The sequence below is a fragment of the Kitasatospora sp. NPDC059088 genome (assembly GCF_042738155.1).
Lineage (GTDB): Bacteria > Actinomycetota > Actinomycetes > Streptomycetales > Streptomycetaceae > Kitasatospora.
This window is the reverse complement of sequence record NZ_JBHYGR010000006.1, coordinates 78880-104949: the sequence shown is the minus strand read 5'-3', so window position 1 is coordinate 104949 and position 26070 is coordinate 78880. Positions and strand designations below refer to the sequence as shown.

General features: G+C 74.3%; 26 protein-coding genes. 13 read left to right on the top strand and 13 right to left on the bottom strand.

Going from position 1 to position 26070, the window contains the following annotated elements:
• Positions 1-110: 110 nt before the first annotated feature.
• Together ACFWXO_RS04815 and ACFWXO_RS04810 are read right to left on the bottom strand one after the other, a co-directional pair.
• On the bottom strand, positions 111-548 hold the full coding sequence (locus tag ACFWXO_RS04815) for a ribonuclease domain-containing protein (protein WP_380522257.1): 438 nt from the start codon (positions 546-548) through the stop codon (positions 111-113).
• A complete protein-coding gene (locus ACFWXO_RS04810; RefSeq protein WP_380522255.1) occupies positions 545-1366 on the bottom strand; it encodes a lipase family protein in 822 nt (273 codons plus the stop codon). Before ACFWXO_RS04810 ends, ACFWXO_RS04815 begins: the two co-directional genes overlap by 4 nt.
• 281 nt (positions 1367-1647) lie before the next feature.
• Here ACFWXO_RS04810 and ACFWXO_RS04805 point away from each other — a divergent pair, with 281 nt between their 5' ends.
• Together ACFWXO_RS04805 and ACFWXO_RS04800 are read left to right on the top strand one after the other, a co-directional pair.
• On the top strand, positions 1648-1815 hold the full coding sequence (locus tag ACFWXO_RS04805) for a hypothetical protein (protein WP_380522253.1): 168 nt from the start codon (positions 1648-1650) through the stop codon (positions 1813-1815).
• 139 nt (positions 1816-1954) lie between these two features.
• The gene (locus ACFWXO_RS04800; RefSeq protein WP_380522250.1) at positions 1955-2581 is read left to right on the top strand and encodes a TetR-like C-terminal domain-containing protein; all 627 of its coding nucleotides are present in this window, start codon (positions 1955-1957) and stop codon (positions 2579-2581) included.
• 13 nt (positions 2582-2594) lie between these two features.
• On the opposite strand, the gene ACFWXO_RS04795 is transcribed toward ACFWXO_RS04800, so the two are convergent.
• From ACFWXO_RS04795 to ACFWXO_RS04785, 3 genes are all read right to left on the bottom strand, one after another.
• On the bottom strand, positions 2595-3959 hold the full coding sequence (locus tag ACFWXO_RS04795) for an FAD-dependent oxidoreductase (RefSeq protein ID WP_360231420.1): 1365 nt from the start codon (positions 3957-3959) through the stop codon (positions 2595-2597).
• 152 nt (positions 3960-4111) lie between these two features.
• The gene (locus ACFWXO_RS04790; RefSeq protein ID WP_380522248.1) at positions 4112-4948 is read right to left on the bottom strand and encodes a slipin family protein; all 837 of its coding nucleotides are present in this window, start codon (positions 4946-4948) and stop codon (positions 4112-4114) included.
• Positions 4949-5194: 246 nt separating this feature from the next.
• Positions 5195-6055 carry an NAD(P)H-binding protein gene (locus ACFWXO_RS04785; protein WP_380522246.1) on the bottom strand — a complete coding sequence of 287 codons (861 nt, stop codon included), beginning with the start codon at positions 6053-6055 and terminating at the stop codon, positions 5195-5197.
• Positions 6056-6310: 255 nt separating this feature from the next.
• Here ACFWXO_RS04785 and ACFWXO_RS04780 point away from each other — a divergent pair, with 255 nt between their 5' ends.
• From ACFWXO_RS04780 to ACFWXO_RS04760, 5 genes are all read left to right on the top strand, one after another.
• Complete coding sequence (locus ACFWXO_RS04780; RefSeq protein ID WP_380522244.1) at positions 6311-7021, top strand: helix-turn-helix domain-containing protein; 711 nt, start codon at positions 6311-6313, stop codon at positions 7019-7021.
• A gap of 116 nt (positions 7022-7137) precedes the next feature.
• Positions 7138-7803: an ATP-binding protein gene (locus ACFWXO_RS04775; RefSeq protein WP_380522242.1), complete on the top strand. Its 666-nt coding sequence runs from the start codon at positions 7138-7140 to the stop codon at positions 7801-7803.
• Positions 7804-7833: 30 nt separating this feature from the next.
• Entirely contained in the window at positions 7834-8076 is a 243-nt protein-coding gene (locus tag ACFWXO_RS04770) for a plasmid mobilization protein (RefSeq protein WP_350508867.1), read from the top strand.
• Positions 8073-8444 (top strand): fic family toxin-antitoxin system, toxin component, encoded by a 372-nt coding sequence (locus ACFWXO_RS04765; RefSeq protein WP_380399960.1) that lies wholly within the window; start codon positions 8073-8075, stop codon positions 8442-8444. The genes ACFWXO_RS04770 and ACFWXO_RS04765 overlap by 4 nt, the downstream gene beginning before the upstream one ends.
• A gap of 284 nt (positions 8445-8728) precedes the next feature.
• Positions 8729-9460 (top strand): hypothetical protein, encoded by a 732-nt coding sequence (locus ACFWXO_RS04760; protein WP_380522240.1) that lies wholly within the window; start codon positions 8729-8731, stop codon positions 9458-9460.
• A 16-nt stretch (positions 9461-9476) separates the two neighbouring features.
• On the opposite strand, the gene ACFWXO_RS04755 is transcribed toward ACFWXO_RS04760, so the two are convergent.
• From ACFWXO_RS04755 to ACFWXO_RS04745, 3 genes are all read right to left on the bottom strand, one after another.
• Positions 9477-10469, bottom strand: a complete 993-nt coding sequence (locus tag ACFWXO_RS04755; RefSeq protein WP_380522238.1) for a GlxA family transcriptional regulator — start codon at positions 10467-10469, stop codon at positions 9477-9479.
• A gap of 126 nt (positions 10470-10595) precedes the next feature.
• Complete coding sequence (locus ACFWXO_RS04750) at positions 10596-11585, bottom strand: phosphotransferase family protein (RefSeq protein ID WP_380522237.1); 990 nt, start codon at positions 11583-11585, stop codon at positions 10596-10598.
• Between the two features lies 1 nt (position 11586).
• Positions 11587-12189 (bottom strand): TetR family transcriptional regulator, encoded by a 603-nt coding sequence (locus tag ACFWXO_RS04745; protein WP_380522235.1) that lies wholly within the window; start codon positions 12187-12189, stop codon positions 11587-11589.
• A 73-nt stretch (positions 12190-12262) separates the two neighbouring features.
• Here ACFWXO_RS04745 and ACFWXO_RS04740 point away from each other — a divergent pair, with 73 nt between their 5' ends.
• Complete coding sequence (locus ACFWXO_RS04740; protein ID WP_380522233.1) at positions 12263-13159, top strand: class I SAM-dependent methyltransferase; 897 nt, start codon at positions 12263-12265, stop codon at positions 13157-13159.
• A gap of 102 nt (positions 13160-13261) precedes the next feature.
• On the opposite strand, the gene ACFWXO_RS04735 is transcribed toward ACFWXO_RS04740, so the two are convergent.
• The 3 genes from ACFWXO_RS04735 to ACFWXO_RS04725 are packed head-to-tail and all read right to left on the bottom strand — an operon-like array spanning position 13262 to position 19153.
• Complete coding sequence (locus ACFWXO_RS04735) at positions 13262-13993, bottom strand: class II aldolase/adducin family protein (RefSeq protein WP_380522231.1); 732 nt, start codon at positions 13991-13993, stop codon at positions 13262-13264.
• Positions 13994-14040: 47 nt separating this feature from the next.
• The gene (locus tag ACFWXO_RS04730; protein WP_380522228.1) at positions 14041-18696 is read right to left on the bottom strand and encodes an AAA family ATPase; all 4656 of its coding nucleotides are present in this window, start codon (positions 18694-18696) and stop codon (positions 14041-14043) included.
• 7 nt (positions 18697-18703) lie between these two features.
• Positions 18704-19153: a hypothetical protein gene (locus tag ACFWXO_RS04725; RefSeq protein WP_380522226.1), complete on the bottom strand. Its 450-nt coding sequence runs from the start codon at positions 19151-19153 to the stop codon at positions 18704-18706.
• Between the two features lie 277 nt (positions 19154-19430).
• On the opposite strand from ACFWXO_RS04725, the gene ACFWXO_RS04720 reads away from it, so the two are divergent.
• Together ACFWXO_RS04720 and ACFWXO_RS04715 are read left to right on the top strand one after the other, a co-directional pair.
• Complete coding sequence (locus ACFWXO_RS04720; RefSeq protein WP_380522224.1) at positions 19431-20210, top strand: VOC family protein; 780 nt, start codon at positions 19431-19433, stop codon at positions 20208-20210.
• Positions 20211-20380: 170 nt separating this feature from the next.
• On the top strand, positions 20381-20632 hold the full coding sequence (locus tag ACFWXO_RS04715) for a hypothetical protein (RefSeq protein ID WP_380522222.1): 252 nt from the start codon (positions 20381-20383) through the stop codon (positions 20630-20632).
• 17 nt (positions 20633-20649) lie between these two features.
• Here the strand turns inward: ACFWXO_RS04715 and rox are convergent, their stop codons facing one another.
• A complete protein-coding gene (gene rox, locus ACFWXO_RS04710) occupies positions 20650-22080 on the bottom strand; it encodes a rifampin monooxygenase (protein ID WP_380522220.1) in 1431 nt (476 codons plus the stop codon).
• A 582-nt stretch (positions 22081-22662) separates the two neighbouring features.
• On the opposite strand from rox, the gene ACFWXO_RS04705 reads away from it, so the two are divergent.
• Entirely contained in the window at positions 22663-23589 is a 927-nt protein-coding gene (locus tag ACFWXO_RS04705) for a DNA gyrase subunit B (RefSeq protein WP_380522218.1), read from the top strand.
• A 2-nt stretch (positions 23590-23591) separates the two neighbouring features.
• Positions 23592-23828, top strand: a complete 237-nt coding sequence (locus ACFWXO_RS04700) for a hypothetical protein (protein ID WP_380522216.1) — start codon at positions 23592-23594, stop codon at positions 23826-23828.
• Positions 23829-23849: 21 nt separating this feature from the next.
• Here ACFWXO_RS04700 and ACFWXO_RS04695 read toward each other — a convergent pair whose 3' ends face one another.
• The gene (locus ACFWXO_RS04695; protein WP_380522213.1) at positions 23850-24380 is read right to left on the bottom strand and encodes a GNAT family N-acetyltransferase; all 531 of its coding nucleotides are present in this window, start codon (positions 24378-24380) and stop codon (positions 23850-23852) included.
• A 320-nt stretch (positions 24381-24700) separates the two neighbouring features.
• On the opposite strand from ACFWXO_RS04695, the gene ACFWXO_RS04690 reads away from it, so the two are divergent.
• Complete coding sequence (locus tag ACFWXO_RS04690) at positions 24701-25987, top strand: MFS transporter (protein WP_380522211.1); 1287 nt, start codon at positions 24701-24703, stop codon at positions 25985-25987.
• Positions 25988-26070: the final 83 nt, after the last annotated feature.

Sequence of the window (26070 nt, the reverse complement as noted above, 5' to 3'; positions counted from 1 at the left end):
CGCGCGCGGGGGGCCCCCCCCCCCCCGCGGGGGAGCCCGCCGCTGGGGGGCCCCCCCGGGGGGGGGCCCCCCCGGGGGGGGGGGGGGGGGCGCCCGGGGCGGGCTGCGGGTCAGCAGCCGTAGGAGATCTCGCGGAAGTCGGCGTAGTGGTCGGCGGTGTAGTAGACCCGCTTGGAGACCGTGTCGCGGACGATGCGCTCGGCGTCCCGGTGGGTGTTGGCGGTGGGGCGGGGGTTGACGTCGTACTCGTGGTAGGTGGTGGCGTGCGGCAGATCGCCGCTGCGGTTGCCGTACGGGTTGCCGCCGCGGATGAACTCGCCGTCCGGGAGGCGGTAGGTGATGGGCTCCGGGGTGGCCGGCCACTCCAGCTGGCGCCAGGTCTCGCAGGCCTGGGCCACCTGCGGCGGGAAGGCTTCGAGCGGCAGCGGCGGCTGGAGGAGCGCGGCCGGGGCCCGGGTGGCCGTGACGGCGTGCGCGGGCACGGCGGCCGGGGCGAGGCCGACGGTGAGCAGCAGGGCGAGGGCGGTCTTGGCGAGGCGGGCGGTCACAGGTTCTTCTCCAATGCCGTCAGGTAGTTGCGCATGAAGTGGTCGCGGACGCCTTCGCCGGTGGGCTCGAAGGCGGCGGAGGTCAAGCCCTTGGCCCGGTTGGCGAGGCCGGAGAGCAGGCCGCTGGCGCCCTCGTGGACCGTCCCGGCCGAGTCGATGAAGCGCAGGGCGCCGACGTGGGTGAAGGCCGGCTCGGGCGGCAGCTGGGGGACGATGTCGTTGTTGTTGACGAAGCGGTAGTTCCGGCCGTGGAAGGCCCGGTCGTACGCGGCGGTGAGCAGCCGGTCGCAGGTGCGGGGCTGGCCGAAGGTGTACACGCCGTCGGCCGTCAGCCGGGGGTCCTCCAGGTGGAGGCGGGCGGCGGCCAGCATGGCGAGGGCGCCGCCGAGGCTGTGGCCGGTGAGCCAGACGGTCTGCCCGTCGGTGCGGAGTTCGGTGAGGGCCTTGAGGACGTCCGGGAAGATCGAGTCCAGGGCCTCGGCGAAGCCGTAGTGGACGTAGCCGGTGCCGGCGGGGCCCGGCCAGGGCGGGGTGGTGGAGTCGGTGAGCCAGTCGCGGAGCTCCTTGGGCTCGGTGCCGCGGAAGGCGACCACGATCATCCGGTCGCTCGCCATGGTGTAGGCCTGGGTGTCCTGGAGCGGGAACGGCGGGGTGAACCGGGTGTCGTGGTGGCGCACGGTGTCGAAGCCCCAGTCCCGGGCCTGCCGGTCGATGGTGGCGTCGTTCTGGTAGGCGAGGTCCGACGCCCTGGCCAGCCAGTAGGCGTGGGCGAGGCTGTAGCCGGTCGCGCTCTGGTCGAAGGTGGTGGGGACGGGCACGAAGGGGGCCGCCTTTCGATGGGGGGCGTCCCTCGTTGGTAGCGGAACCGCCCGCCGACGGCCGGGCGACGGGCCCGGGAGTCGTTCCAACAGAGCAGGGGCGGCGCACGAACCGGTCCGTAGGTAGACGGGTCAGCTGATTGCTTCATGGGATTTGCGGCTGGTGGTGGCCGGTGCGCTAGTTGGTGGCGTCGGCGGCTTCGTCGAGGCACCGGACGAACTCCACCATCGAGCAAAGGGACTTGAGACCATGAAGCTCGCCGCCCGTGCAGGGCGACGGCGTGGCCAGCATCTACTGGTACACCGGCTTCCCGAACTGCAACCCGACCACCGCCGACCCGGCGAAGAAGCTGTTCCAGATCTACGGCGACGTCCAGATGCAGCCGGTCTACCAGGACGGCAGCTACGGCCCGCTGAGCAAGCTCAACGCCTACCAGGCCGACCGCTGAGCCCGTGCCCCGCCGGCCCCCGGAGCCGCAGGCCGGCGCCGGGGGCCGAACCGCGTACGGTGCTTGGGAGGGAACGGATTCGTTCACTAACATTGGCGGTAGGCCTGGTGAACAGGGAGTCCCCGGAAGGTGTGCAGCGATGTCCGCTGAAGTCCGAACCGCCGAGGGCGGGACCGTGCACGCGGCCGGCACCCCGGTCCGTCGGCGCGGGGAGGCGCTGGAGAGCGCCATTTACGGGGCGGCCCTCCAGCAGCTCACCACCGACGGCTACGCCCGGCTGACCATGGAGGGCGTGGCCGCCGCGGCTCAGACCGGCAAGGCCGCCCTCTACCGGCGGTGGTCCTCCAAGGAGGAGCTGGTGATGGACGCCCTGCGGGCCGCCCTGCCGCCGGCCCGGCCGGCCCCGGACACCGGGAGCCTGCGCGGGGACCTCCTGGAGGTGGTGGCCGGGCTGCGCGCCGCGATGTTCAGCGACCTGGGCGCCGCCGTCCGCGCCATCATGAGCGAGATCGACCACCAGCGGGCCCGGGTCTTCCTGGAGCTGGTGCAGGAGCAGGTGGTCGACCCGACCACCGCGCTGATCGCCGAGGTCCTCGACCGGGGCACCGCCCGGGGCGAGGTCCGCCCCGGGGCGGTCAGCCCGCTGGTCACCGACGTGGTGCCGGCGCTGATGCTCTACCGGATCAAGCTGTGCGGCGGGGGCGCCGTGGAGCTGGACCCGGCGGAGATCGTCGACGAGGTGCTGCTGCCGATCGTCCGCCGGTGACCGCCGACGCGCCTCAGGCCCCGCTGTGGCGCAGCATGTCCTCGCGCTCGACGACCTTGACGCGCTCGCGGTCCTCGGCCTGCCCGAGCTCCCGCTCGTGGGCGTCGAGCTGCTTCCAGCCGTCCCAGGTGGTGTAGCGGACACCGCGGGCGCGCAGGTGCTCCTCGATCGCCGCCGGGTCGGGCTCGGTGGCGCCGGGCAGCCGGCCGGTGGCGTGGTCCTCCAGCAGGCAGGCGACGGTCTCGTTGGCGTCGCCCTTGGTGTGGCCGATCAGGCCGACCGGGCCGCGCTTGATCCAGCCGGTGACGTAGACGGCGGTGACGTGCGAGCCGTCGCCGTCCAGGACGCGGCCGGCCTGGTGCGGGACGGTGCCGGAGACCGGGTCGAAGGGCAGCTTGGGCAGCTCGTCGGAGTAGTAGCCGACGGCGCGGTAGACCGACTGGACGTCCCAGTCGGTGTGCCGGCCGGTGCCGCGCACGTTGCCGGTGCCGTCGAGCTCGGTGCGCTCGGTGCGCAGGCCGACGACCTTGCCGTCCTCGCCGAGGACCTCGACCGGGGACTCGAAGAAGTGCAGGTAGACCCGGTGGGGGCGGTCGCCGACGTCGCGGATCGCCCAGTTCTCGACGGTGGCGGCGACCAGGTCGACGTGCTTGACGGCGCGGCGCTCGGCGATCGAGCCCTCGTCGTACTCGATGTCCTCGGGGTTGACGATGACCTCGATGGTGGGCGAGTGGTCCAGCTCGCGCAGCTCCATCGGGCTGAACTTGGCCTGGGCCGGGCCGCGGCGGCCGAAGACGTGGACCTCGACGGCGCGGTTGCCCTTGAGGCCCTCGTACACGTTCGGGGGGATCTCGGTGGGCAGCAGCTCGTCGGCGGTCTTGGCGAGGATTCGGGCGACGTCCAGGGCGACGTTGCCGACGCCGAGGACGGCGACCTTCTCGGCCTCCAGCGGCCAGGTGCGCGGCACGTCCGGGTGGCCGTCGTACCAGGAGACGAAGTCCGCGGCGCCGTAGGAGCCGTCCAGGTCGATGCCCGGGAGGTCGAGCGAGCGGTCCGCCATCGCGCCGGTGGAGAAGACCACGGCGTCGTAGTGGCGGTGCAGGTCGTCCAGGGTGAGGTCGGTCGGGTAGTCGACGTTGCCGAACAGGCGGACCTGGGGCTTGTCGAGGACCTGGTGCAGGGCGGTGACGATGCCCTTGATCCGCGGGTGGTCGGGGGCCACGCCGTAGCGGATCAGGCCGAACGGGGCCGGCATCCGTTCGAACAGGTCGATCGAGACGCCGGGCGCCTTCGCGGCGTCGGACTTGAGCAGGGCGTCGGCGGCGTAGATCCCGGCGGGGCCGGCTCCGACGATGGCGACTCGGATCGAGCGGGTCATGCGGGTGAATCCTCCGGGTGGACGGAGCGGGCCGAATGGTCTGGACCCTTGCAGCCAACCCGCTGGCCGCGCGGAGGTGTAGGCGGTGTCGATCTATGACCTCATAGAGCCAAGCTATGGCCGGCCCGGGAACTTTCCGGGCCGGCCGGACGTCAGCTGCCGTCGACCGGAGCGGCGGGTTCGGCGTCGCGTGCCTGCGTGGGGACGGCGGGTGCGGGGGCCGGTGGGGCCCCCTCGGCGAGCCGGTTCGCGGAGGCCTCGAAGAACCGCAGCATCTCCACCGGGAACGGCAGCACCAGCGTCGAGTTCTTCTCCGCCGCCACCTCGACCACCGTCTGCAGCATGCGCAGTTGGAGGGCCGCCGGCGTCGCGGACATCGTGGCCGCGGCCTCGGCAAGCTTGGCGGCGGCCTGGAACTCGCCGTCCGCGGTGATGATACGGGCCCGGCGCTCGCGGTCCGCCTCGGCCTGGCGGGCCATCGAGCGCTTCATCGAGTCGGGCAGGCTGACGTCCTTGATCTCCACCCGGTCGATGTGCACGCCCCAGCCCGACGCGGGGCTCTCCAGCATGACCTCCAGGTCGTGGTGGAGGTTCTCCCGGCCGGACAGCAGGTCGTCCAGCTCGCTCTTGCCGATGATCGAGCGCAGCGAGGTCTGGGCGACCTGCAGCATGGCGAAGTTGTAGTTCTGCACGTCCACGGTGGCCCTGATCGGCTCGATCACGCGGAAGTACAGCACCGCGTCCACGCTCACCGACACGTTGTCCTTGGTGATGCCCTCCTGGGTGGGCACCGGCATGGTGACCACCTGGACGTTCACCTTGCGCATCTTGTCGAGCACCGGGATCAGCAGCGTCAGGCCCGGCTCGCGGACCGTCCCGCGCACCCGGCCGAGCCGGAACACCACACCGCGCTCGTACTGCTGGACCACCCGCACGCCGGTCGTCAGCAAGAAGAGGACGACCACGGCCACGATCACGAGTGCTGCCACGCCAGTTCCACCTGCTCCCCGTCGCGGTGCGGCCGGGCCGGGTCCGGTGTGGCCCTGTCGCCGGGCGCTCGCCGCGCGCAGCACAGTATGCGCCCGGCCGGACGGCACGGTAAGGGCTGTGCAGGGATCTTGACGGTGAGTTGACGATCTGCGGTGGCGCCGGGAGAGGTGGTGTCGGGGGCGGTGGTCCGTCCCCGTCCCCGTTCCCGCCCCCGGGGGCCCGGGGACGGGAACGGCGCGGGCGGCTCAGGCGCGGAAGGCGTCCGCGTGCTCGGCGGCGAACTCGGCGAAGGAGCGGGGCGGACGGCCGGTCAGCTTCTCGACGTCCGGGCTGACCGTCGAGGCCAGCCCGGCCGCGTACAGCCCGTACAGCTCGACCATGCCCTCGGCCCGCCACCGGTCCCAGCCCATGTTCAGCAGGCCGTCGAGGGCGACCTCCGGGGTGAGCGCGGCGTAGGCGACCGGGTGGCCCGCGGCGGCGGACAGCTGCTCGGCCACCTCGTCGTGGGTGAGTGCGGCCGGGCCGGTCAGGGTGTAGACCGCGCCCTCGTGGCCCTCGGTGGCCAGCACCTCGACGGCGGCCGCCGCGACGTCCCGGGCGTCCACGTACGCCACCGCGCCCTCGCCGCCCGGCACGGCCAGGTGGCCGGCCTTGACGGTCGGGGCCGTGCCGAGGAAGTTCTGGTGGAAGCCGTTCGGGCCGAGGACGGTCCACGGCAGGCCGGAGTCCTTGAGGTGGTCCAGGCCCGTGACGTGCGAGCCGACGAAGCGCACCCCCTCCGGCCGGTACTCGACGCCGGCGGCCGCGTGCAGCACGATCCGCGGCCGGCGGCCGGTGCGCACGGCGGCGTCGATCACGTTGCGCTCGTGCTGGGCCATCTCCGGATGCACGGCGACCAGCAGGTAGACGGTGTCGGCCCCGTCCAGGGCGGCGTCCAGCGAGACCGGGTCGGTGAAGTCGGCGGCGACCCGCTCGACCCCCGCGTCCCACTCGGCCGGGCCCGCCGACCCGCCGCGCACCAGGGCCCGCACCGCCAGCCCGCGTTCGCGCAGTCCGACGACGACCCTCGAGCCGACCGTACCGGTGGCACCCGTCACGACGATCACGGATGTGTCTCCTTGCTTCCCCGTTGTTCCCCGTTGTCGCGAAGCGGACTTGAGTCCGCGTCAGGGGGATGATCGCAGGCGGCGGACGGGTGATCAAGGTCGGGGCCCCGCGGGCCCGCCCCGGGGTTCTCCGACACGCACGGGGCGCTGCCGTTCCTCGACTCGGGGTGGGCCGGACGCTTGGATGGATCCGGCCTGGTCACCGCCCGGACACCGGTCCGGGCACCCCCCTTGGCGAGCCGAGGAGCCACCACCGTGAACGACACTCCCGATCCCGACCGCACCCCCGATCCCGACCGCACCCCCGATGCCGATCCCACCGCCGATCCCGACCCCGCCGTCGTGGCCCGCCGGATCGCCGAACGCCTCGGTCAACTCGGCCTCACCGAGGACGCCCTGGCCCAGCGGGCCGCGATGGCCCCGCAGTACCTGCGCCACCTGCTCGAAGCCGGACCCGCCTTCGACCCCGGCGGCTTCGTCCGGATCGCCGCCGCCCTCGGCCTCAGTCGGGAGGAGCTCGTGGCCGGCCGCGCGGACGCCCCGCCCGGCCACGAAGGGCCCGGCCCCCGACCCCGCCTGCTCGACCTCACCGACGCCGAGTGCTGGGAGCTGGTCGGCACCCACGGGATCGGCCGGATCGGCCTGCCGGTGCGCCCGGGCCCGGCGGTCTACCCCGTCAACTACGTGGTCGACCAGGCCTCCTTCGCCTACCGCACCGGTGAACGCACCGCCACCGCGCCGGAGTCGGGGGCACAGGTGTCCTTCCAGGTCGACCGCATCGACGAGTACCTGGGGCGCGGCTGGAGCGTGCTCGCCCTCGGTACGGCGCGGTACGTCGACGACCCGGCCGAACTGCAGCGCCTCGACGGGCTGCCCGGCGCGGCCCCCTGGGCCGGCGGCGACCGGCCCCGCTGGGTCCGGATCCGCCCGGCCGAGATCAGCGGCCGACGGCTCGTCACCGGGTGAGCGGACGCCCCCGTGCGGCCGTCCGGCAACTTTCCTACCGGCGCGGCGTGTTGGGGGTCGGCCGGTGCTGGACAGCCATGGTGGGCGGCCGCCGGGCGCTGGGGCATACTCCTCGGATGGACGCGACCCCGAAGGACACCTGGACCAACACCACCCACGACTGGGCGGCCGCCGTGGACGCCGAGCACCTCGCCGGGATCCGCGCGGGGGCGGGCGGCCTGGCACCGGGCGGAGTGGCGCACCTGGTGCTGGAGGTGCTCGCCTACCCGGGCGACGAGGCGGCCGCGCGCGGCACCGGCCGGTGCGTGGTCACCCTGCACGCCGACGGCGCGGTCTCGGTCCGCGACGACGGCCGGGGCACCGACACCCGGGTCGACGAGCACGGCGAGGCGGTCAAGAAGCCGGTCATGGCGACCAAGGACCTGCGCTTCTTCGACGACCCCGGCGCGGAGCTGCTCCCGGACGGGCACCCGCGCCGGGGCATGTCGGTGGTCGCGGCGCTCAGCACCCGGCTGCTCCACACCAACCGCCGGCTCAACGGCGCCTGGACGCAGCGCTACGAGCACGGCCTCCCCGTCACCGGCCTCGACCCGATCGAGCCCGACGGCACCACCGGCACCTGCGTGACCTTCCACCCGGACGCCGCGTTGGTCCCGCAGGGCCTCCCGGACGCGGAGCGGCTGGCCCGGTGGGCGGCGCACTGGCCGGCCCTGGAGGTCCGGGTCGAACACGGCCCGGCGGCGTCCCGTGCCAGCGGTCGGAGTGCCGAGGCCGCCTTGTAGCGATCCGTAGCTGGGGCTACGCTCACCGCCATGAAGCAGTTGAACGTCCGACTGGACGACGCCGTGCACGAGGCCCTGGAGCAGCGCGCGGAGGCCGCCGGGATGAGCCTGCCCGACTACGCGCGCAAGGTGCTGGCGGAGGAGGCGGACGAGCGGCGCGAGCGGTTCCTCACCGCCGCCGCCCACTTCGCCCAGGCCTGGGGGCCCGCGTTCGAGGAGGAGTTCGGGCCGTACCCGCGCAGCACCCGCGACGCCACGGCGGACGCCGCGTGATCCTGCGGATCGACCGGGTCTGGCTGCTCGACATCGCGCACCAGTTCCTGCCGAGCGACCCGGACGTCACCGACTACGGCACCCTGGCCGCCGCCGTGGCCCGGCACGCCGACGAGGTGATGGAGGTGCCGGTCTACGGCGCCGTGCACCAGCGGGCGGCCGCCCTGATGCACCAGCTGATCCGGGTCCCGGCGCTGGAGTCCGCCAACGAGCACTTCGCCGCCGTGGTGGCCGCCTCCTACCTGAGCGCCTCCGGCGTCATCGTCACGGCCGACTCCAAGCAGGCCGTCGAACTGGCCGCCCGGATCCGGGCCGGGAACGCCGACGTCCGGGAGACCGCGGCCAAGATCCGCACCTGGTACCACTGAGCCAGGGGAGTTCGGGGTGCCAGGGGAGCCCGGGGCCTTGGGACGGGCGTCGCCGGAATTCGACGGCGAACGACCGATTTGGGATCACGGTTCGGTGACCTTCCGCTCCTTGGCGCCCCCATGGTCCGGTCTTGGTGTTCGAGGGGCGATAGGTTTCCCCGGCGAACTTTCTTGATCACCACGGGGGATCCACCATTTCCACTCAGTCTGCCGAGCTGCCCGACGCCACCGGGCCCGCCGAAGCCACCGCGCCTGCTGCGCCTGCTGCGCCTGCTGTGCCCGCCGTGCCCGCTGCGCCCACGGAGACCGCCTCCGCCGTCCCGGTTCAGGAAGCGGCGCCCGGTTACGGCGAGGGGCAGCTCACCTGCGCCGTCTGCGGCTCCGTCCCGGCCGTGAACGCCACGATCCGCGGGCACCAGGGCTTCATCGTCGTCCTGCGCTACCTCAAGCGCCGGGGCCCGTACTGCCGCGACTGCGGCATCGCCACGCACCGGGAGATGACCTCCGACAGCCTGTGGCAGGGCTGGTGGGGCATCCCGTCGATGATCATCAACCCGATCGTCATGCTGCTCAACATCCCGCAGCGCTCGAAGATCAACAAGCTCGCCGAGCCGCTGCCCGGCGGCCCCGGCACGCCGATGGACCCGGGCAAGCCGGTCTACCTGCGGCCCACGATCGTCGGGGTGCTCATCCCCGCCGTCCTGGCCACGCTGCTCTTCGTGCTCCTGAAGGACGACCCGGAGTTCGCCAAGGCCGGCGACTGCGTCCACAACAGCAACGTGATCGCCATCCCCGGTCTGGACGACAAGAACCCGGACCTCAAGGTGGTTCCCTGCTCCGACCCGCAGGCCGACGCCCGGGTCGTGGGCCGGGCGGACGACTCCAACGACGGTGAGACGGAGTGCCGGAAGTACCCCGACGCCGACAGCTACTTCACCTACAAGCACGGCAGCGACAAGTACCTGCTGTGCCTCAAGAGCCTCAAGCCGAGGCCGCAGTTCACCTTCGCGCCGTAGGCCCCGCTACGGGCCGTCACCAGTGGGAGAAGTGCCGGCGGTACTCGCCGGGGGTGACGCGCAGGGTGCGCCGGAAGCTGCGGTGCAGGGTCTCGACGGTGCCGAAGCCGCAGGAGTGGGCGACGGCGTCGAGGGTCGCGGTGGTGCTCTCCAGCAGTCGTCTGGCGGCCTCGATCCGGACGCTCTCCACGTACGCGGCGGGCGTGCGGCCGGTCTCCGCGCGGAAGACCCGGGTGAAGTTCCGCTCGCTCATCGCGGCCCGGGCGGCCAGGGCGGGGACGCCCAGGTCGCCGTCGGGGTGGTCGGAGATCCAGTCGAGGACCTCCCGCAGCGGGGCCCGCTCCGGCCGCTGGGCCGCCAGCTGGGCACTGAACTGCGCCTGTCCGCCCGGGCGTTGGACGAACATCACCAGCTGACGGGCGATCGCGCGGGACACCTCCGGGCCGTGGTCGGCCTCCGTCATGGCGAGCGCGAGGTCCATGCTCGCGGTGATCCCGGCCGAGGTCCACAGCTCGCCGTCGCGCACGAAGATCGGATCCGGGTCCACGGTGGCCAGCGGGTACTGGTCGGCCAGATCGGTGCAGCGCGACCAGTGGGTGACCGCGCGCCGCCCGTCCAGCAGCCCGGCGGCGCCGAGCAGGAACGCCCCGGTGCAGACCGAGGCGGTCCGGCGCGCGTGGCGGGCGGTGCGGGTGAACCAGTCGACGAAGCGGCGGTCCTCGCAGGCCTGCTGCACGCCCGCCCCGCCGACCGCCACGAGGGTGTCCACGGGGGCGTCGGCTGCGCCGTGCGCGCGGTGCTCGGCGCGTCGGTCGAACTCGTCGATCGTCAGGGTCGGGGAGACGGCGAGTCCGCCGCTGGAGGGCAACGGGCCGGGCGTCGCGGCCACCGTCTCGATGACGACGCCGCCGGTCAGGCGCCCGGCGTGGGTGAAGACCTCGTGGGGGCCGGTCAGGTCGAGGATCTGGAACTCGGGGAAGACCGCGAAGACGATGCGTGGACTGCTCACCCCTCCAGCCTGGCCGCACGGCCCGATGGCAGCAAGGACACGAAGGTGACGATTTCCGCCACGCGGGGGGTGTGACGTGCGGGCGAGCCCTCCGCGTGGCGGCCCTGCCGCACACCGGACCGTCCCTCAGCGGGCCAGGTCCAGCGCGCGGTTCAGGTTGTACTCGGCGATGGCCGCCATCGCCGCCCGGTCGGGGAAGTCCCCGTCGAGCAGCCGGAGCGGGCCCGCGGTCAGCGAGAGCCGCTGCGCCAGCAGGTAGAGGGCGAGCCTGTGTTCGTCCAGCCCGGCCGGCTCCAGCGGCCGGTAGTCCTCGTGCAGCCGGATCCGCAGGAAGACGTGCTCCCACTCGACGTCGAAGTACATCGTGCCCTCGATGTCGATCACCACGGGCTGTCCGGCCGGGTCGACCAGGACGTGGTCGGGCCCCAACTCGCCGTGCACCACAGCATGTTCAGCGCGCGGCCGGACGGCCTCGGCCAGCGCCGACAGTCGCGCCGCCAGTTGGTCACGGGCCTGCGCCACGCGGGGATCGCGCGCCGCCGCCTCGGCGAGGTCCCGCCGGGCGCGGGTGAGGACGACCTCTTCGCAGGACCTCCCGTGCGAGCGGCCGCCCTCGTCGACCACCGCCACCTTGCCGTAGCCGGGCGCGCGGTGGCCGCGCATCGCCTCCAGCGCCTCGCCGAGCCGGGCCAGCACCGGGGCCGCGGCCCGCCGGTCGCGGGCGAGCAGGTCTTCCAGGCTCTCGCCCCGGACGTCCTCGACCACGGCCAGGTCGGCCGGACCGTGCGCGCCCTCGCGGTCGACCAGTCGGATCGCGGGGACGCGGACGCCGAGCCCGGTCAGGCGGGCGTGCGCGGCCTCGAACAGGTCGAGGCCGAGTCCGGGGGAGAACGGGTCGGCGAGGTCGTCGTCGCCCTCGGCCGCCGGCCAGTAGTTCTCGCTGCGGTCCCAGCGGTAGGCGACGGCCGTGGTGGCGTCGTCCATCAGCAGGCGGTAGACGCCCTTCTTGCTGCCGCCCGCCAGCCGCCGCACGGCGGCGAGCCGTCGGCCACCGCCCAGGGCGGCCTGCCCCGCGCTCGCCAACTGCGCCCGTACCGCTTCCGTTTCGATCGCCATGTCAGCGGGGCCGTCGGTGGAGGACGTCGGCGAGGGCGGTGGTCACCAGCTGGTGGACGGTCTCCGTGGTGGGTGGGCCGGGGTCCCGGTCCGCGAAGAGGAGGTGGCCGCCGCCGACGAGGGAGAGGGTGAGCGAGTCGATGTCGGCGTCGGCCGCGATGCGGCCCGCCGCGCGTTCCTCCGTCAGGTAGGCGGAGACCGCCGCGGCGACCTGGGAGAGGATCGCGATGCCGCCGCCCGGCATGGCCTGCCGCAGGCGTGCGCGCAGCTCGTCCCGGAAGGTGATGAGCGGGATGATCGCCACCGGGACCGGGCCGAACAGGCTGGTCAGCGCGGTGGTGAGGTTGTCGGCCACGGTGCCGGTGCCGACGGAGTCGCGCAGGGCCCGGGCGTGGGCTTCGAGCTGCGCGGCCCGGTCGATCACCAGTTCGGTGAGGAAGGCGTCGAAGTCGGCGAAGTGCCGGTGCAGCACACCCTTGGCGCAGGCCGCCTCGTCGGTGACGGCCCGGCTGGTGAGCCCGTTCGGGCCGTCCCGCAGCAGGATGCGTTCGGCGGCGTCGAACAGCTGCTGGCGCGCGTCGCGCAGGTGTACCCCGGTCGGCACGTGCGGACCCCCTCCGGTGCCAGAAGTCTGGCGGTCGCTTGGCATGTGGGCGCTTGCCCACTACGGTGGGCGCATGCCCACTTTACCGCACGGACAGCAAGGGCGCCCGGAACAGGCGCAGTTGGCGGCGTCGGTGCAACCCCACCGGGCTCGGCAGGTGGCCGAGTCCTTCGGAGCGGAGGCGCAGCGCTACGACCGGGCCCGCCCTCCGTACCCCGACGAACTGGTGGCGCGCATCGTCGCGGGGAGCCCCGGGCCCGATGCGCCCGATGCGCCCGACGTGCCCGATGTGCCCGACGTGGTCGATGTGCTCGACGTCGGCTGCGGGACCGGCATCGCGGCCCGTCAGTTGCAGGCCGCCGGCTGCGCCGTGCTCGGGATCGACCCGGACCCGCGGATGGCCGCCCTGGCGCGGGCCCGCGGCCTGCGGGTCGAGGTGGCGACCTTCGAGTCATGGGAGCCCGCCGGTCGGACCTTCGATGCCGTGGTCGTCGGCCAGGCGTGGCACTGGGTCGACCCGGCCGTCGGCGCGGCGAAGGCGGCCCGGCTGCTGCGCCCGAAGGGCCGCCTGACGATCTTCGGCCACGTCTTCGAGCCGCCGGCCGAGGTGGCCGAGCCGTTCGCCGCGGCCTTCCGGCGGGTGGTACCCGACTCCCCGTTCGGCGACCGGCCGGCCCGGCGTCCGCTGGAGCTGTACCGCGCGGGGTACGCGAGGACCGCCGACGACATCCGCGCGACCGGGCGGTTCGCCGAACCGGAGCAGTGGAGCTTCGCCTGGGAGCGGTCCTACACACGCGACCAGTGGTTGGACCTGCTCCCCACCACCGGCGGCCTCACCGGGCTCCGACCCGCCCCGCTGGCCGAGGTCCTGGACGCGGTCGGCGCGGCCGTCGACGCCCTGGGCGGCCGCTTCACCATGCCCTACACCACCCTGGCGACCAGCGCCGCCCTCCGTGCCGAAGCGCCCTGATCCGCCCGGGGCGTGGAATGGTCGACGGGGTCGGTGAGTTGACTCCAAGTCAGCATGAGCGAGCCCGGATTCGGAGCCGACAGAGGTTCACGTCCCCTGAGGTCAGGGGTGATCGGTCCGCCGTACCCAGTAGCGCCAGCCGGCCTCGATCTGGCTGGACGGCCAGACGGACGCGTCCTTCTCCAGACTCTCCCGGTGGCCGGTCCAGTGACGCGGGCCGCCCGCCGCGCGAGCGGTGAGCTGGAGGCCGCAGGCCCGTTCCAGCAGTACGGCGTACATCACCGCGTGGGCGACGTCCCGGCCGACGGTGAGCAGGCCGTGCTGCGGCATCAGACAGGCCCGGGCGGCACCGAGGTCGGCGGCCAGGGCCCGGCCCAGCTCCGCGGTGCGGACCAGGTCGGCGGTCGCGCCGAAGCGCGGCAGGCCGTGCTCGGCGAAGGGCACCCCGTCGTGGCTCAGTGGCCGCAAGGGCTCGCCCAGCGAGGAGAAGGCGTTGACGGTGCCCGAGTGGGTGTGCAGCGAGACGTGCACGTCCGGGCGGGCCTTCAGCACCTCGGTGTGGATCGGGTACTCCAGGTGCACCCGACCGCCGCCGTCGAGCCGCTCGCCGCCCGCGAGTCGCTCGCCGTCCCAGGAGACCAGCAGCACCCGGTCCCGGTCGATCTCCTCCAGGCCCCAGCCCGAGGCCTTCATCCACACCCCGCGCCCGTCCGGATCGCGGACCGCCAGGTGCCCCCAGACCATGTCCCCGTGCCCCGCCTCGGCGAGCACCCGGCTGCCGAGCGCGGCCAGGGCGGCCGCCTCCTCGCCGGTTCGGGGGGTGACGGTGTCCATGGCGGCTCCCGGGGAGTGTGGTGGGGCGGAGAACGTCGGGGTGGGTGTCAGCCGCAGGGCCGGTCGTAGGGGGTGCCGGGGAAGTACTGCTTCCACTGGGCCTCGGTGATGGTGGCGCCCGCGACGTCGCAGAGGTGGCGGGTGAGGCGGTCGATGTCGGGGTCGAGGATGGTGACCCGGCTCGGGTCGTTGTCCCCGGCGGCTTGGCTGATCAGGAGGCTCCTGCCGTCGGGGCTGAACCCGAGGGCGGGGACGTAGTGCTTGGGGGCCTGCACGGCGATCTCGGTCGGGGCGTGCGGGTCGGCGACCTCCCAGAGGTGGATCTGCCCGCCGTTGAGGAGGGTGTCCCGTTCGGCCAGGGCCCTGCTGATGAGCAGCCGGTTGTCCGGGCTGAACTCGAGGTTGAACTGCTTCTGGGCGACGAGGGAGCCGGCCCGCTGCGGGCGGTGGACGTCGCTGACGTCCCACAGGTCGACGGTGCTGTCGTTCGACACCGCGAGGGTGCGCCCGTCGTGGCTGAACGCGAAGTCGGTGACGGGCGCTTCCGGGAGGGCGCCGTGCTCGGGGTGCCGGGGGTCGGCGAGGTCCCAGAGCTGGATGGTCTTGGGGTTGGAGCCGGGGATCTTGGCCAGGGCGATCGCGAGCCGGTTCTGGGCCTCGTCCGCCTGGGCCACGTTGGTGTCGAGGTCGATCGGCGGGGCGGCCGTCGGATGCGCGGGGTCGCCGAGGTCCCAGACGCTGATCCGGTGGCTGTTCATCCGGTCCAGGGAGACCAGCTTGCGGTTGACGAGGTGGAGCTGGCCGGGCGGCTGGGGGGAGGAGAAGGTGGAGAGCTCCTTCGGGGCGCTCGCGTCGGAGGCGTCCCACACGTGGATCCGGCCGTCGCGGCCGTTGGCCACGACCAGTCCGTTCCGGGCGTCCAGGTCCGTCATGAAGTCGGAGAGCACACCGGTGTGGTCCAGGGGTTCGGAGAGCGCGTTGAGCGTGCCGCCCCGGCGGGGGTGGTCCGGGTCGGAGACGTCCCACAGGAGGGGGGCCGCGACGTCGCTGTAGGTGAGCAGGGTGTGGTCGTCGACGGCGCGGACCGTCCCCCCGTTCAGGCCCGTCAACGTCCCGGCCTGCCGGGTGTCGTAGGGGCCGTCGGTCCGCCACAGGCGGTACTGCCGGGCGCCGTCGGTACTGCGCCCGGGCGGTGGGTCGAAGGCCCAGGCGAGGGTGCGGCCGTCCTGGGTGAAGTTCCCGTAGGCGCCGGTGTCGGAGAGCACGGTGGCCGGTGCCGGGTGCCAGCGCCGGAGGGTCGTGCCGGCGCTGAGCAGGGACGAGCCGCGGTCGTCGAGCGCGACCGCGTACACGGTCTCCGAGGTGGGGTAGTCGACGACGCCGACCGGGGAGTGCGGGTCGCGGAGGTCCACCGTCTCGGCGTGGCCGGTGAAGTACTCGTCCGAACGGGAGGAGCCGAACGCCAGGGTCCGGCCGTCCGGGGCGAAGGCCAGGGCCGCCACGGTCTGCTGGGAGTCGATCGCCACCGGGGCCGAGGTGTCGTAGGAGGCCTGGTTGACGGGGGCGGGCTTGGCCGGGTCGGTGGTGTCCCACAGGCCCACGCCCCGGCCGTTCCTGCCGAGGGCCAACAGCGGTGCCCGGGGGCTGAACGCCAGGCCGAGTCCGTGGCTGTCGGCGATGCTGCCGGTGAGCGCGGGTTTTGACGGGTCGGCGACGTTCCACAGCTGGACGGTGGTGGAGTCCTCGGACTCGCCGTGCAGGAGCGCGAGCAGCCGGCCGTCCGAGCTGAACGCGCCGGACTGCGGCGTACCGGTGGCGGTGGGCAGGGCAGCGGACCGGACGGGGTGCCGCGGGTCGGTGAGGTCCCAGAGCGAGGAACCGGTCTGGCCGAGCACGGCCAGCCGGTGCCCGTCCGGGCTGAGGGCGAGCGCGCCGGAGCTGTCGGGCAGGAGGGCGAGGGCCTCCGGACGGGTGGGGTCGGTCACGTTCCACAGGCGCACCGACGTGTCCGTGTCCTCGGCCGCGAGCAGCCGGCCGTCCGGGCTCAGCGCGAGGCCCGCATGGCCGGTGCCGGTCCGGGTGGTCGAGAGGGGTTTCGTGTCCCGGGGATCCGAGAGGTCCCAGAGCCGGACGCTCCGGTCGCTGCCCGTACTGGCCAGCAGGTGCCGTTCGGCACTGTGGGCGAGGTTCCGTACGGTGCCGGTGGGCTCGGCGACCGGCGTGGAGTACGGTGCCAGCGCCGAGTCGAACAGGCTGCCGCGCGCCTCCGGGGTGTCCGCGATGTGCCGTGCGGACAGGGCGAGTTGGAGTGCCAAGGTCGGATCGGTGGTCCGGATCCGGCCGGCCGCCTGGGCCCCCACCTTGGAGGCGAGGAGGTCCCGCTGCTCATGGGCGATCCGGTTCTGCCAGGCCGCCGTGCCGACCCCGGCGACCGCCACCGTCAACAGCACGGCCAGCACGCCGGACAGGGCGCGCAGCCGGGTGGTGCGGCGTCGTTCGGCGCGGCGTTCGGCGGCCTGCCGGGCCTGCCCGGCGGCGACGAACTCCCGCGCCACGGGGGTGGTCCCGTGCCGCTGGGCCGACTCCTCGACCCACTGCACGGCGGCGGCCAACCGGACGCCCCGGTACAGGGCTCCTTCGTCGCGCCCGTCCCGCTCCCAGGCGTCCGCCGCGTCGTGCAGCCGCTGGCGCAGCTGCAGGCCGGCCCGGTCGTGCTCGATCCAGTCCCGCAGCTGCTGCCAGGCGCGCAGCACCGCCTCGTGGGCGAGTTCGGCGTGGCCGTCGTCGGCGACGACCAGCCGGGCCCCGACGAGCGCGCGGAGGGCGGCCTGTGCGGCCGGGTCCGCGTCGAGGCCGAGCTCGGCGAGCGGGACCCGGCGGCGGGTGTCCTCGGCGCCGTCGACCACGTGCACCATGCGCAGCAGGAGCTGCCGGGCGGCCCGGCGACCGTCGGCGTCCAGGGCGTCGTAGGTGGCCTGCGCGGTCTGGGCGACCGCGCCCCAGATGCCGCCCGAGGCCTGGTAGCCCGCCATGGTGAGCACCCGGCCCGCGCGCTTCTGCCAGGTGGCCAGCAGCGCGTACGACAGCAGGGGCAGCGCGGCCCCGGGCCCGCGCGGGCGGTCGCCGCCGGTGCGCAGGTCGCGCAGCAGCAGGTCGACCAGGCCGGGTTCCAGGCTCAGTCCGGCGAGCAGCGCGGGCTTCTCGACGGCGTCGCGCAGTTCGCCGGTCCGCATCGGGCCGACCAGCACCTGGCCGTCCTGCAGCGCCTCCGCCAGTGCCGGGTACGCCGCGCAGTGGCCGTAGAAGTCGGCGCGCAGCCCCAGTAGCACCACCGCCCGGGGGAAGGCGTCCGGCTCCGGGCCCCGGGTGCAGGCGGCGGACAGGGCCGCGACGAAGACCTCCCGCTCGCGCTCGTCGGTGCAGGCGGTGAACAGCTCCTCGAACTGGTCCACCACCAGGACGGGCCGGGTCCCGTCGGCGGGCAGCCGGGCGAGGACCGACTCCGGCGCGGCCATCAGCTCGGCGCGGATCGCCTCGGGACCGCGGTGGCGGGGCCCGTCCGGTTCACCCGGTTCACCCGGATCGGCCAGTTCGGCCAGTTCGGCCAGTTCGGCCAGGGCGTGGGCGAGCCGTGTCACCGGCCGCTCGCCCGGGGTCAGCACCACGCGCGCCCAGCGCCAGGCCTGGAGCGCCCCGGGCAGCCCGTGGTCGAGCGCGGGCAGCAGCCCGGCGCGCAGCAGCGAGGACTTCCCGGCGCCGGACGGGCCGACCACCATCAGCGGTCCGCCCCCGGCGAGCCGCGTGGCGACGCGGGAGACCAGCCGCTCGGTCAGCTCCTCGCGGCCGAAGAAGTACGGGGCGTCCTCCGCGCCGTACGCGGCCAGGCCCCGGTACGGGCAGGCGCCGGGGTGGGGCTCGGGCGGGTGGGGACCGACCGGCGGGTCGTAGGCCGGGTTGGGCGCCAGGACCAGCTCGCCGGCCCGCCCCTCGGCCTGGCGGCGCGGCGCCGGGAAGCCCCGGTCGCGGAGCGTGCGGGACAGGGCCCGGTGGACGTCGTCCAGGGTCAGCTGCGGCGGGCCGACCGGGTCGCCCTCGCACAGCAGGCGCAGCAGCTCGCCGCTGAACGCGGTGTACGCCGCGCCGAGCGGGGCGAGGGCGAGCTCCTCCGGAGCGGCGGAGGCCAGGACGAAGCCGCCGCCGGGGTGGGCGGCCTCGAAGGCACGGCCCGCCCGGCCGACGGGCGCGGCTCGGCCGGAGAAGCAGCAGTCCAGGACCAGCACGACCGAGCGGGCCCGGGAGCCGGCCAGCGTGCGGCGCAGGGTGGCGTAGCGCAGCCCCTTGTAGGCGAGGCCGCGGGTGAGGTGCTCGGTGACGCGGGTCGCCAGGTACAGCTCGTTGTCGTCGTCGACCAGGCCGTGGCCGACGTAGTACACGAGCAGCACGGAGTCCGCCGACTCCGCGGCGGCGGTGAGCGCCTCGCCGAGCACGACGGGGTCCTCCGGGTCGAGCACGGTCCGGACGTGCTCGGGGGCGAGGCCGCAGTGCTCGACCAGCGCCCGCGCGACGGCGTGCACGGTGGCGGCCGCGGCCGGGACGTCGGGCAGGACGGAACCGGGGACGTGGGTGCCGGTCCCGATGACCAGGGCCCGGGCACCGGGGAGGCCCAGGGGCAGTCCGCCGCCGCTCACCGCCTTGTCGGGCATCTCCGGGTTACTCGTTGCCGGGCCGCGCGTTGCCCGGGTGCGCGCCGTCGGGCTGCGCGCCGCCTTCGGCGGGCAGGGCGGCCGGTCCGGGGCGCTCGGCCAGCGACGCGCCCACCTCGCGGACGAGGGCGGCGACGCCGTCCGCGTCGAGGCCGTGCACCGCCGTCGCCCGCAGTTCGACCGAGCTGCCGTCCGCGCGGGTCACCTGGACCACCGTCTCGCCGGCCCGGCGCCGGATCCACGCGATCAGCGCGCTGGTCAGGCCGGACACCGCCCCGCCGGCACCGACGGCGACGGTGAGCACGTCGGCGAGGGTGCCCAAGGAGCCGGGCTGCGGCGGCGGGGCCTCCAGCTCGACCCGGCCGCGCAACTCGTCCTCCGCCCGCAGCCAGGCGAGCAGGGAGGTGGTGGCGCCTCGATCGGCGTCGGTGACAAGGATTCGGAGCGATTCGTCCACGGTCTCCCCAGGAGCCAACGGTGCACGCTGTGTTGGCCCAGCGTCACAACAATGAGTGGCCCCGGTCAAACCCCGTGGTCGGGGGCCCATCCGGCTCGTTCGTGAGCCCCTGTTGCGCCGAACGGGTGAAGGTCGGGCGGTGGAGGGGAGGGGGTCCGGCGGGGTCCGCGGCGGCGCTGTGGCGGCGGCGTGGCGGCGGCGTGTCGGGTGGCGGATCCCCGGACGGGACGCGAGGGTGACTGGCGGGGGACCTCACGAGGAAGAGGAAAGAGCGAGCATGCCCGAAGTCACTACCCCGTACGTGACCGGCACCCCGTGCTGGGTCGACCTGATGGCGAAGGACCAGCAGGCCGCGCTGGACTTCTACCGCGACCTCTTCGGCTGGCAGGGGCAGCCCGGCCCGGCCGAGTTCGGCGGCTACGCCGTCTGCGAGCTCAACGGAAAGGCGGCAGCCGGCATCGGCCCGGCGATGTCCCCCGAGGGCATGCCAGAGCCGCCCACCGTGTGGACCAGCTACCTGGCCACCACCGATGCCCAGGCCACCCAGGACGCCATCGTCGGGGCGGGCGGCACCCTGTTGGCCCCGGTGATGGACGTCGGCCCGCTGGGCCGGATGCTGATCGCCGCCGACCCGCAGGGCGCGGTGTTCGGCGTCTGGCAGCCGGGCGAGTTCTCCGGCGCCCAGGTGGTCAACGAGCCCGGCGCGCTGACCTGGAACGAGCTCCACACCAGTGACGTCCCCGGCGCCACCGCCTTCTACGGCGAGGCCTTCGGCATCGAGATCGAGCCGGCGGAGGGCGCGGACTCCTACTGGGAACTGCGGGTCGGCGGCCGCCCCGTCGGCGGGGTCTCGCTGCTCGCCAACGACCCGCCCGGCACCCCGGCGCACTGGCTGAGCTACTTCGCGGTGGACGACGTGGACTCCTGTGCCGACGTCGTGGTCAAGCGCGGCGGCACCGTCCTCGCCCCGCCCTTCGACATGGTGGCCGGCCGGATGACGGTGGTCGCCGACCCGCAGGGCGCACCATTCGCGATGATCAAGCTCGCCCCGATGTAGTCACCCCGGCCCGGTGCGCCGCCCGTCGGCCCCGTCCATCCGTCCGCCCCGCCCGCCCGGCCTGAACGGGCGGGCGGGGCGCGTCACGGTCCGGGAGCAGGGGAAGGGGCAGGAAGGACGGGAAGGACCGGGGGACGACCGGAATCACCAGGAGAGAACGGAGCGCCGCCGTGGCCGGACGCCACCGCCGCCCGCCGGAGCCGGAGTTCCCGGCCGACGCCGACCACCGGCTCCGGGCCATCGCCGAGCAGCAGCCGCTGGTGGAGGAGGGCGTCGTGCTGCTCCCCGGCTCGGACCACCCGTACCTGTACCGCACCGTGTACCAGCCGGACGGCACGGTGCAGCACTCGCTGCTCAGGATCGACCCGGGGCCGTCGGAGCCGCTGGAGTCGCCGGAGCCGCCGGAGCCGCCGGGCGAGTGAGCGTCCTCCGGGGCCGCTCAGGCGGTGGCGGGGCCGAACCAGCGGGTCAGCGCCGCGTCCAGCGTCGGCTGGTCCGCGCCGAGCCAGGCCACGTAGCCGTCCGGGCGGAGCAGGACTGCGGGGGCGTCGAAGTCCTCGGCGGGATCGGTGACGTGGTCGACGCGGTCGGCCCAGCCGGTCACCGAGAGGGCGCCCCCGGTGGCGTCGAGCAGCAGGGCCCGTCCGCCGTGCATCCGCTCGTACAGGCGGCCGCTCTTCAACCGGACGTTCCGCAGCCGCCGCCCGAGCAGCTCGGGACCCGCACCGAAGTCGTAGCGGACACCGACGCCGAAGACCATCTCGGTCATGTAGCGGTTCACCTCCTCGAAGTCCATCAGCGTGGAGAGCAGCTCCCGCAGCGCGACCGCACCGGGCTCGGAGCCCAGCAGTGTCATCTGGGCGCGGGTGTTGGCCAGCACCCGGGCGCCCACCGGGTGGCGCTCGGCGTGGTAGCTGTCCAGGAGCCCTTCGGTGGCCCGGCCGTGGACGGCCGCGGCGAGCTTCCAGCCGAGGTTGTAGGCGTCCTGGATGCCGAGGTTGAGGCCCTGCCCGCCGGTGGGCGGGTGGATGTGCGCCGCGTCGCCGGCCAGGAAGGCCCGGCCGACCCGGTAGTGCTCCGCCTGCCGGGTCGCGTCGCCGAAGCGGGACAGCCAGCGGGGCGAGTGCGCCCCGAAATCGGTGCCGGCGACGGCGCGCAGCTGCTGCCGGAACTCCTCCAGGGTCGGGCCGTCTGCACGGTCCTCGGCGACGCCCGGGGCGGGCACGATCACCCGGTACAGCCCCTCGCCCCGGGGGACGGCGCCGAACCGCAGCTCGGTCCGGCGGACCCGGGCGACCACCTTCTCGACGGTCGCCGGGTCCTCGGCCAGCGACAGTTCGGCGAGCAGGGTGTCGACCCGGGACGGCTCGCCGGGGAAGGCGACGCCCAGCCGACGGCGCACCGTGCTGCGGCCGCCGTCGCAGCCGACCAGGTAGCGCGAGCGCAGCCGGGTGCCGTCCGCCAGCTCGACCGTGACCCCGTCCTCGTCCTGGTCGAGCCCGGCCACCTCCTGGCCCCGCCGGACCTCCGCGCCGAGCTCGGCGGCGTACGCGCCGAGCAGCCGCTCGGTGACCGGCTGCTCGACGGACAGGCCGTAGTCGTGGGCGGTGTCCATGGTCTCCGGCCACGGCTTGTGGATGTGGCCGAAGAAGCCGCCGATCCGGAACTTCCGGCCCTCCGCGAGGAACCGGTCCAGCAGCCCGCGCTGGTCCATCATCTCCACGCTGCGCACGTGCAGGCCCTGGCCCCGGGACTCCGGGGTCGGCTCGGCCAGCCGCTCCAGGACGACCACCCGGACGCCCTGCAGCCGCAGTTCGATCGCCAGCATCAGGCCGGTCGGCCCGCCGCCGACCACGATCACGTCGATCATCGGAACATTCCCCCAGTGAGTGTCGAACGAGGCCGACAGTTCGGGACACCGGCCAACGTACGGTGCGAACCGCGCGAATCGCCAGGTTCCGGCCTCGGTCGACGATTGTGCGCCCCGAGGGGGGCCTTGCCGCAAGGCCCCCCTGGCGCGGTACCTTGATAGTGGCGGGGAGGCTCTGACCTCCCCGCCTTCGCTGTTTACGGGGGCCGAACAGACGCCGCCGGGTGGCCGGGGAGCGCGCCCGGGGCGGGCTCAGTCGCCGAGGGCGCGGCGCAGAACGGCGCCGAGGCGGTCGCGATCGACTGAGCGGGACAGTGGCGCGGAGCCACAGCACGGAGCCCCGGCCCGCAGGCGGAAATTCTCGGAATCGGGGACCCCGGGTCCGCCCGGAACGGTGCCGTGTGCGCCGTCGTCGGCGGTGCGACGGCACTCCGGTGGTGGTTCGCGATACCTGGGTCCAACGCCTGCCGACGGGTGCTCAGGCGGCTGGATGCGGCTCTGGTCCACCCGCTCTGACCTGGTGTTCTGCTGGAAATCTCGTAGGCTGGGGGAGTTCTGACGGACACTTTCGGAGGGGACATCGTGAGCACGGAGACCAATGCCTACGTGGGCGCGCGGATCCAGGTGTACGAATGGCCGGAGGCCGTCCGGAAGCGGCCGGGGATGTTCGTCGGATCGACGGGTGAACGGGGCCTGCGGCAGCTGGTGTTCGCAGTCTCCGACCGGGCGGTGAACGACGTCCTCGACGGCCGGGCGAGCCGCGTGGACGTCACCCTCCTGCCCGGGGGTGCGGTGCGGATCGCCGACGACGGGCCGGGTGTCCGCGTCGACGACGCCGGGGGCGCGGACGGGCCCGGTCTGGAGAGCGTGCTGACCCGGCTGGGAGTCGGTGGCCACTACGATGTGGTGCTGGGCAACCCTGATCTGGGGCCTGCCGTCACCAACGCCCTGGCGAGCCGACTCACGGCCGAGGTGCGGCGCGACGGGGTCCGCTGGGTCCAGGAGTACGCGTGCGGGATCGCGCTCGCTCCGCTGGCCCAGGCCGGGCCGGTGGTCGGGAGCGGCACCACCGTCACCTTCCGGCCCGATGCCGAGATCTTCGGGGCGACGGAGTTCTCCTACGAGGCTCTGGCGGAACGCTTCCGCGAACTCGCCTTCCTCAACCGGGGCCTGGACATCTCGCTGACCGACGAGCGGTACCCCGGCGAGCCCCGCGCGGAGCGGTTCCGGTTCCCGGGCGGGGCACGGGACTTCGTCACCTTCCTGGACTCCCTCGACGGGCGGGGTGACGAGCCGATTCGTCCGGAGGTCGTCGGCTTCACGCAGGAGGAGCCGGGGATGGCCGGGAGGATGGAGGTGGCCTGGCGGTGGCACCGCGCACCGGAGCAGCGGGTCCGGAGCTTCGCCAACTGCCGCCCCACGCCTGGCGGCGGCACCCATCAGCTGGGCTTCCTGGACGGGGTGGTGGCGGCGGTCACCGCCTACGCGCGCGCGAGCGGCGGCTGCTGACCATGCCTTGCGCCGACCTCGGCGCCGACCGGGTTGTCGAGGGCCTGACGGCGGTCGTGTCGGTGACCTTGGAGCGGCCGGAGTTCGAGGGATCCCTCCGTGACCGGCTGGGCAACACGGCCGTGCGGGCCTGCGTGGCACGGGCCGTGGAGGAGCGGCTCGGGCGGTGGCTGGCGGAGCACCCGGCGGAGGCCGCGGCCGTCGTCGAGCGGATCGTCCGGCCGGTCCGCGGGGACTGACGGGCGAGCGGGGCGCGGGGGTCAGGTGGTCGGTAGGAGGTAGCGGAGCTTGTTCCCCTCCGTGGCGGTCAGGCGTCCGCCGTTGGCCTCGATCACGCGGCGGGAGGCCGTGTTGGTCTTGTCGCAGGTCAGCAGCGCGCCGGTGATGCCGAGTTCGGCGGCCACCGGCAGTGCCGCGGCGAGCATCGCGGTCGCGTGGCCCCGTCGGCGGGCGCCGGGGCGGACGTCGTAGCCGATGTGGCCGCCGATGCGCTCCAGGTTCGGGGTGAGGCGGTGGCGGATGGCCAGGCGCCCCAGCAGCTGGTCACCCTCGGCCCACCACAGGGTGGTCATCGGCACCCCCGCGTCCCTGCGCATCCCCGCCTCGGTCCGCTCGGCGAGCACGCGTGCGACGTACGCGGCGAAGGCGTCCGGACCGGGGTCGGTCAGCGCGGCCGGGTCGACATCCTTGACGAACCAGGGGACGGCCTGGCCGGGTTCGGCGTGGAACTCGGCCACCACGGCCAGGAACGAGGCCTGCAGCCGTACGGTCGGAGTGATCAGTTCGGGCATCGCGCCATGATGCCCGACCGGTCGGGCCGCCGTCACGGCCCGCGCCGCGACCGCCGTCGACGTCGGGGAGGGCGAGGCGGGCGGTGAGGAGGGAGGTGCGTTGGGCCTCGGTGCACCCGGATTCCTCGGCCGGGGCGGTGGTCGGGCGACGGGTGCCCGGGTACGGCGCTCACCAGTGGGTGGCCGGCTCGATTCTCGTGATCATGGCTCAGATGCTGGCACCGGCGCCTCGTTCGGGCAAGTGCTTTTCCGGCGGCGCCCGTTCGGAGTCCGTTCGGGGCCGATCGGCACCGCGGAACGCCGCTGTTAGCCTGATCGGCATGATCATGAGGAGATCAGAGAAACGGACCGATGACCGTGCGACCTCGGGGCCGCAACGGGCCCTGATCGCGGCCAGTTTCGTCAGCAGGGTGGGCAACGGCCTGTTCAACACCGCGGCCATGCTCTACTTCACGCTCGTGGTGCACCTGCCCGCCGTCCAGGTCGGTGCGGGGCTGACGATCGCGGGCCTGTGCGGGCTGGCCGCGGGCATACCGGCGGGCAACCTGGCCGACCGTCACGGTGCCCGCACCGTCTGGCTGGTGAGCGTGGCACTGCAGGCCGTGACCATGGCGGCCTTCGTCCTGATCGACGGCTGGGCGGCGTTCACGCTCGTCGCCACACTGGACCGGCTGGCCGCCACGGCGAGTAGCGCGGCGGGCGGTGCGCTCGTCGCGCGGGCGGGCGGTGAGCGCCCGGCCGCTTTCCGGGCCAGGCTGCGCACCTACGTCAACCTCGGCGTGGTCGCGGGGACCCTGGGCGCGGCCGTCGCCATCCAGATCGACACCCGTGCCGCCTACACCGCGCTGATCCTCGCCAACGCCGCCAGCTTCGCGGGCGCCGGGCTGATCGGCCTCCTGGGCGTCCCGGACTACCCGCCGCTGCCGCGGCCCGCGGAGCACCGCCGGTGGTCCGTCCTGGCGGACCGGCCGTACGTGTCCTTCGTCGCGCTCTACAGCGCCATGGGCTTCCAGTACCAGACCGTCTCCCTGCTGCTGCCGATCTGGCTGAGCGCCCACACCGACGCGCCGCGCTGGACGGTGGCGGCGGTCTACGCCGTCAACAGCGGTGTCTGCGCGCTGCTCCAGAGCCGGCTCGGGTCCAGGGTGGAGACCCCGCGGCAGGGAGGTCGGGCCTTCCGGCTCGCCGGGCTGCTGTTCCTGGTCAGCTGTCCGCTGATGGCGCTGACCGCCGACGTCCCGGTGTGGGTCGCCCCGGTGCTCGCCGTGCTCGCGGTGGGCATCCACAGCGTCGGCGAGGTGTGGGAGTCCTCAGGCGGCTACGCGCTGGCCTTCGGGCTGGCGCCCGACCACGCCCAGGGGCAGTACCAGGGCCTGTTCGGGATCGGCTTCAACGCGGGCCAGGCGCTCGCCCCGGCGGCCCTGACCGGCGCGGTCCTGGCGCTCGGACAGCCGGGCTGGCTGCTCCTCGGCGTGTTCTTCGCCGCCCTGGGCGTGGCCGGACCACCGGTGGCCGCCTGGGCCGAGCGGAGCCGCCCCGGGGCGCCCGAGGCGCCCGAGGCGGCCCGTCCGCAGACCGGGTCCGCGCCGGTGGAGGCCGACCGTTAGCGTGGGGAGCCGGTCCGGCCGCGGGGGGGGGGGGGGGCGCGCCGGGGCCGCCCCCCGCCCCCCCCGGCCCCCCCCCCCCCCCC

What these genes read in the sequence shown, in the direction of transcription:
- ACFWXO_RS04800 (WP_380522250.1), top strand. Translation starts at nt 1,955, where the DNA reads ATGTCCGCTGAAGTCCGAACCGCCGAGGGCGGGACCGTGCACGCGGCC.
- ACFWXO_RS04795 (WP_360231420.1), bottom strand. Translation starts at nt 3,959, where the DNA reads ATGACCCGCTCGATCCGAGTCGCCATCGTCGGAGCCGGCCCCGCCGGG.
- ACFWXO_RS04775 (WP_380522242.1), top strand. Translation starts at nt 7,138, where the DNA reads ATGGACGCGACCCCGAAGGACACCTGGACCAACACCACCCACGACTGG.
- ACFWXO_RS04770 (WP_350508867.1), top strand. Translation starts at nt 7,834, where the DNA reads ATGAAGCAGTTGAACGTCCGACTGGACGACGCCGTGCACGAGGCCCTG.
- ACFWXO_RS04750 (WP_380522237.1), bottom strand. Translation starts at nt 11,585, where the DNA reads ATGGCGATCGAAACGGAAGCGGTACGGGCGCAGTTGGCGAGCGCGGGG.
- ACFWXO_RS04740 (WP_380522233.1), top strand. Translation starts at nt 12,263, where the DNA reads ATGCCCACTTTACCGCACGGACAGCAAGGGCGCCCGGAACAGGCGCAG.
- ACFWXO_RS04735 (WP_380522231.1), bottom strand. Translation starts at nt 13,993, where the DNA reads ATGGACACCGTCACCCCCCGAACCGGCGAGGAGGCGGCCGCCCTGGCC.
- ACFWXO_RS04730 (WP_380522228.1), bottom strand. Translation starts at nt 18,696, where the DNA reads ATGCCCGACAAGGCGGTGAGCGGCGGCGGACTGCCCCTGGGCCTCCCC.
- ACFWXO_RS04720 (WP_380522224.1), top strand. Translation starts at nt 19,431, where the DNA reads ATGCCCGAAGTCACTACCCCGTACGTGACCGGCACCCCGTGCTGGGTC.
- rox (WP_380522220.1), bottom strand. Translation starts at nt 22,080, where the DNA reads ATGATCGACGTGATCGTGGTCGGCGGCGGGCCGACCGGCCTGATGCTG.
- ACFWXO_RS04700 (WP_380522216.1), top strand. Translation starts at nt 23,592, where the DNA reads ATGCCTTGCGCCGACCTCGGCGCCGACCGGGTTGTCGAGGGCCTGACG.
- ACFWXO_RS04695 (WP_380522213.1), bottom strand. Translation starts at nt 24,380, where the DNA reads ATGCCCGAACTGATCACTCCGACCGTACGGCTGCAGGCCTCGTTCCTG.
- ACFWXO_RS04690 (WP_380522211.1), top strand. Translation starts at nt 24,701, where the DNA reads ATGATCATGAGGAGATCAGAGAAACGGACCGATGACCGTGCGACCTCG.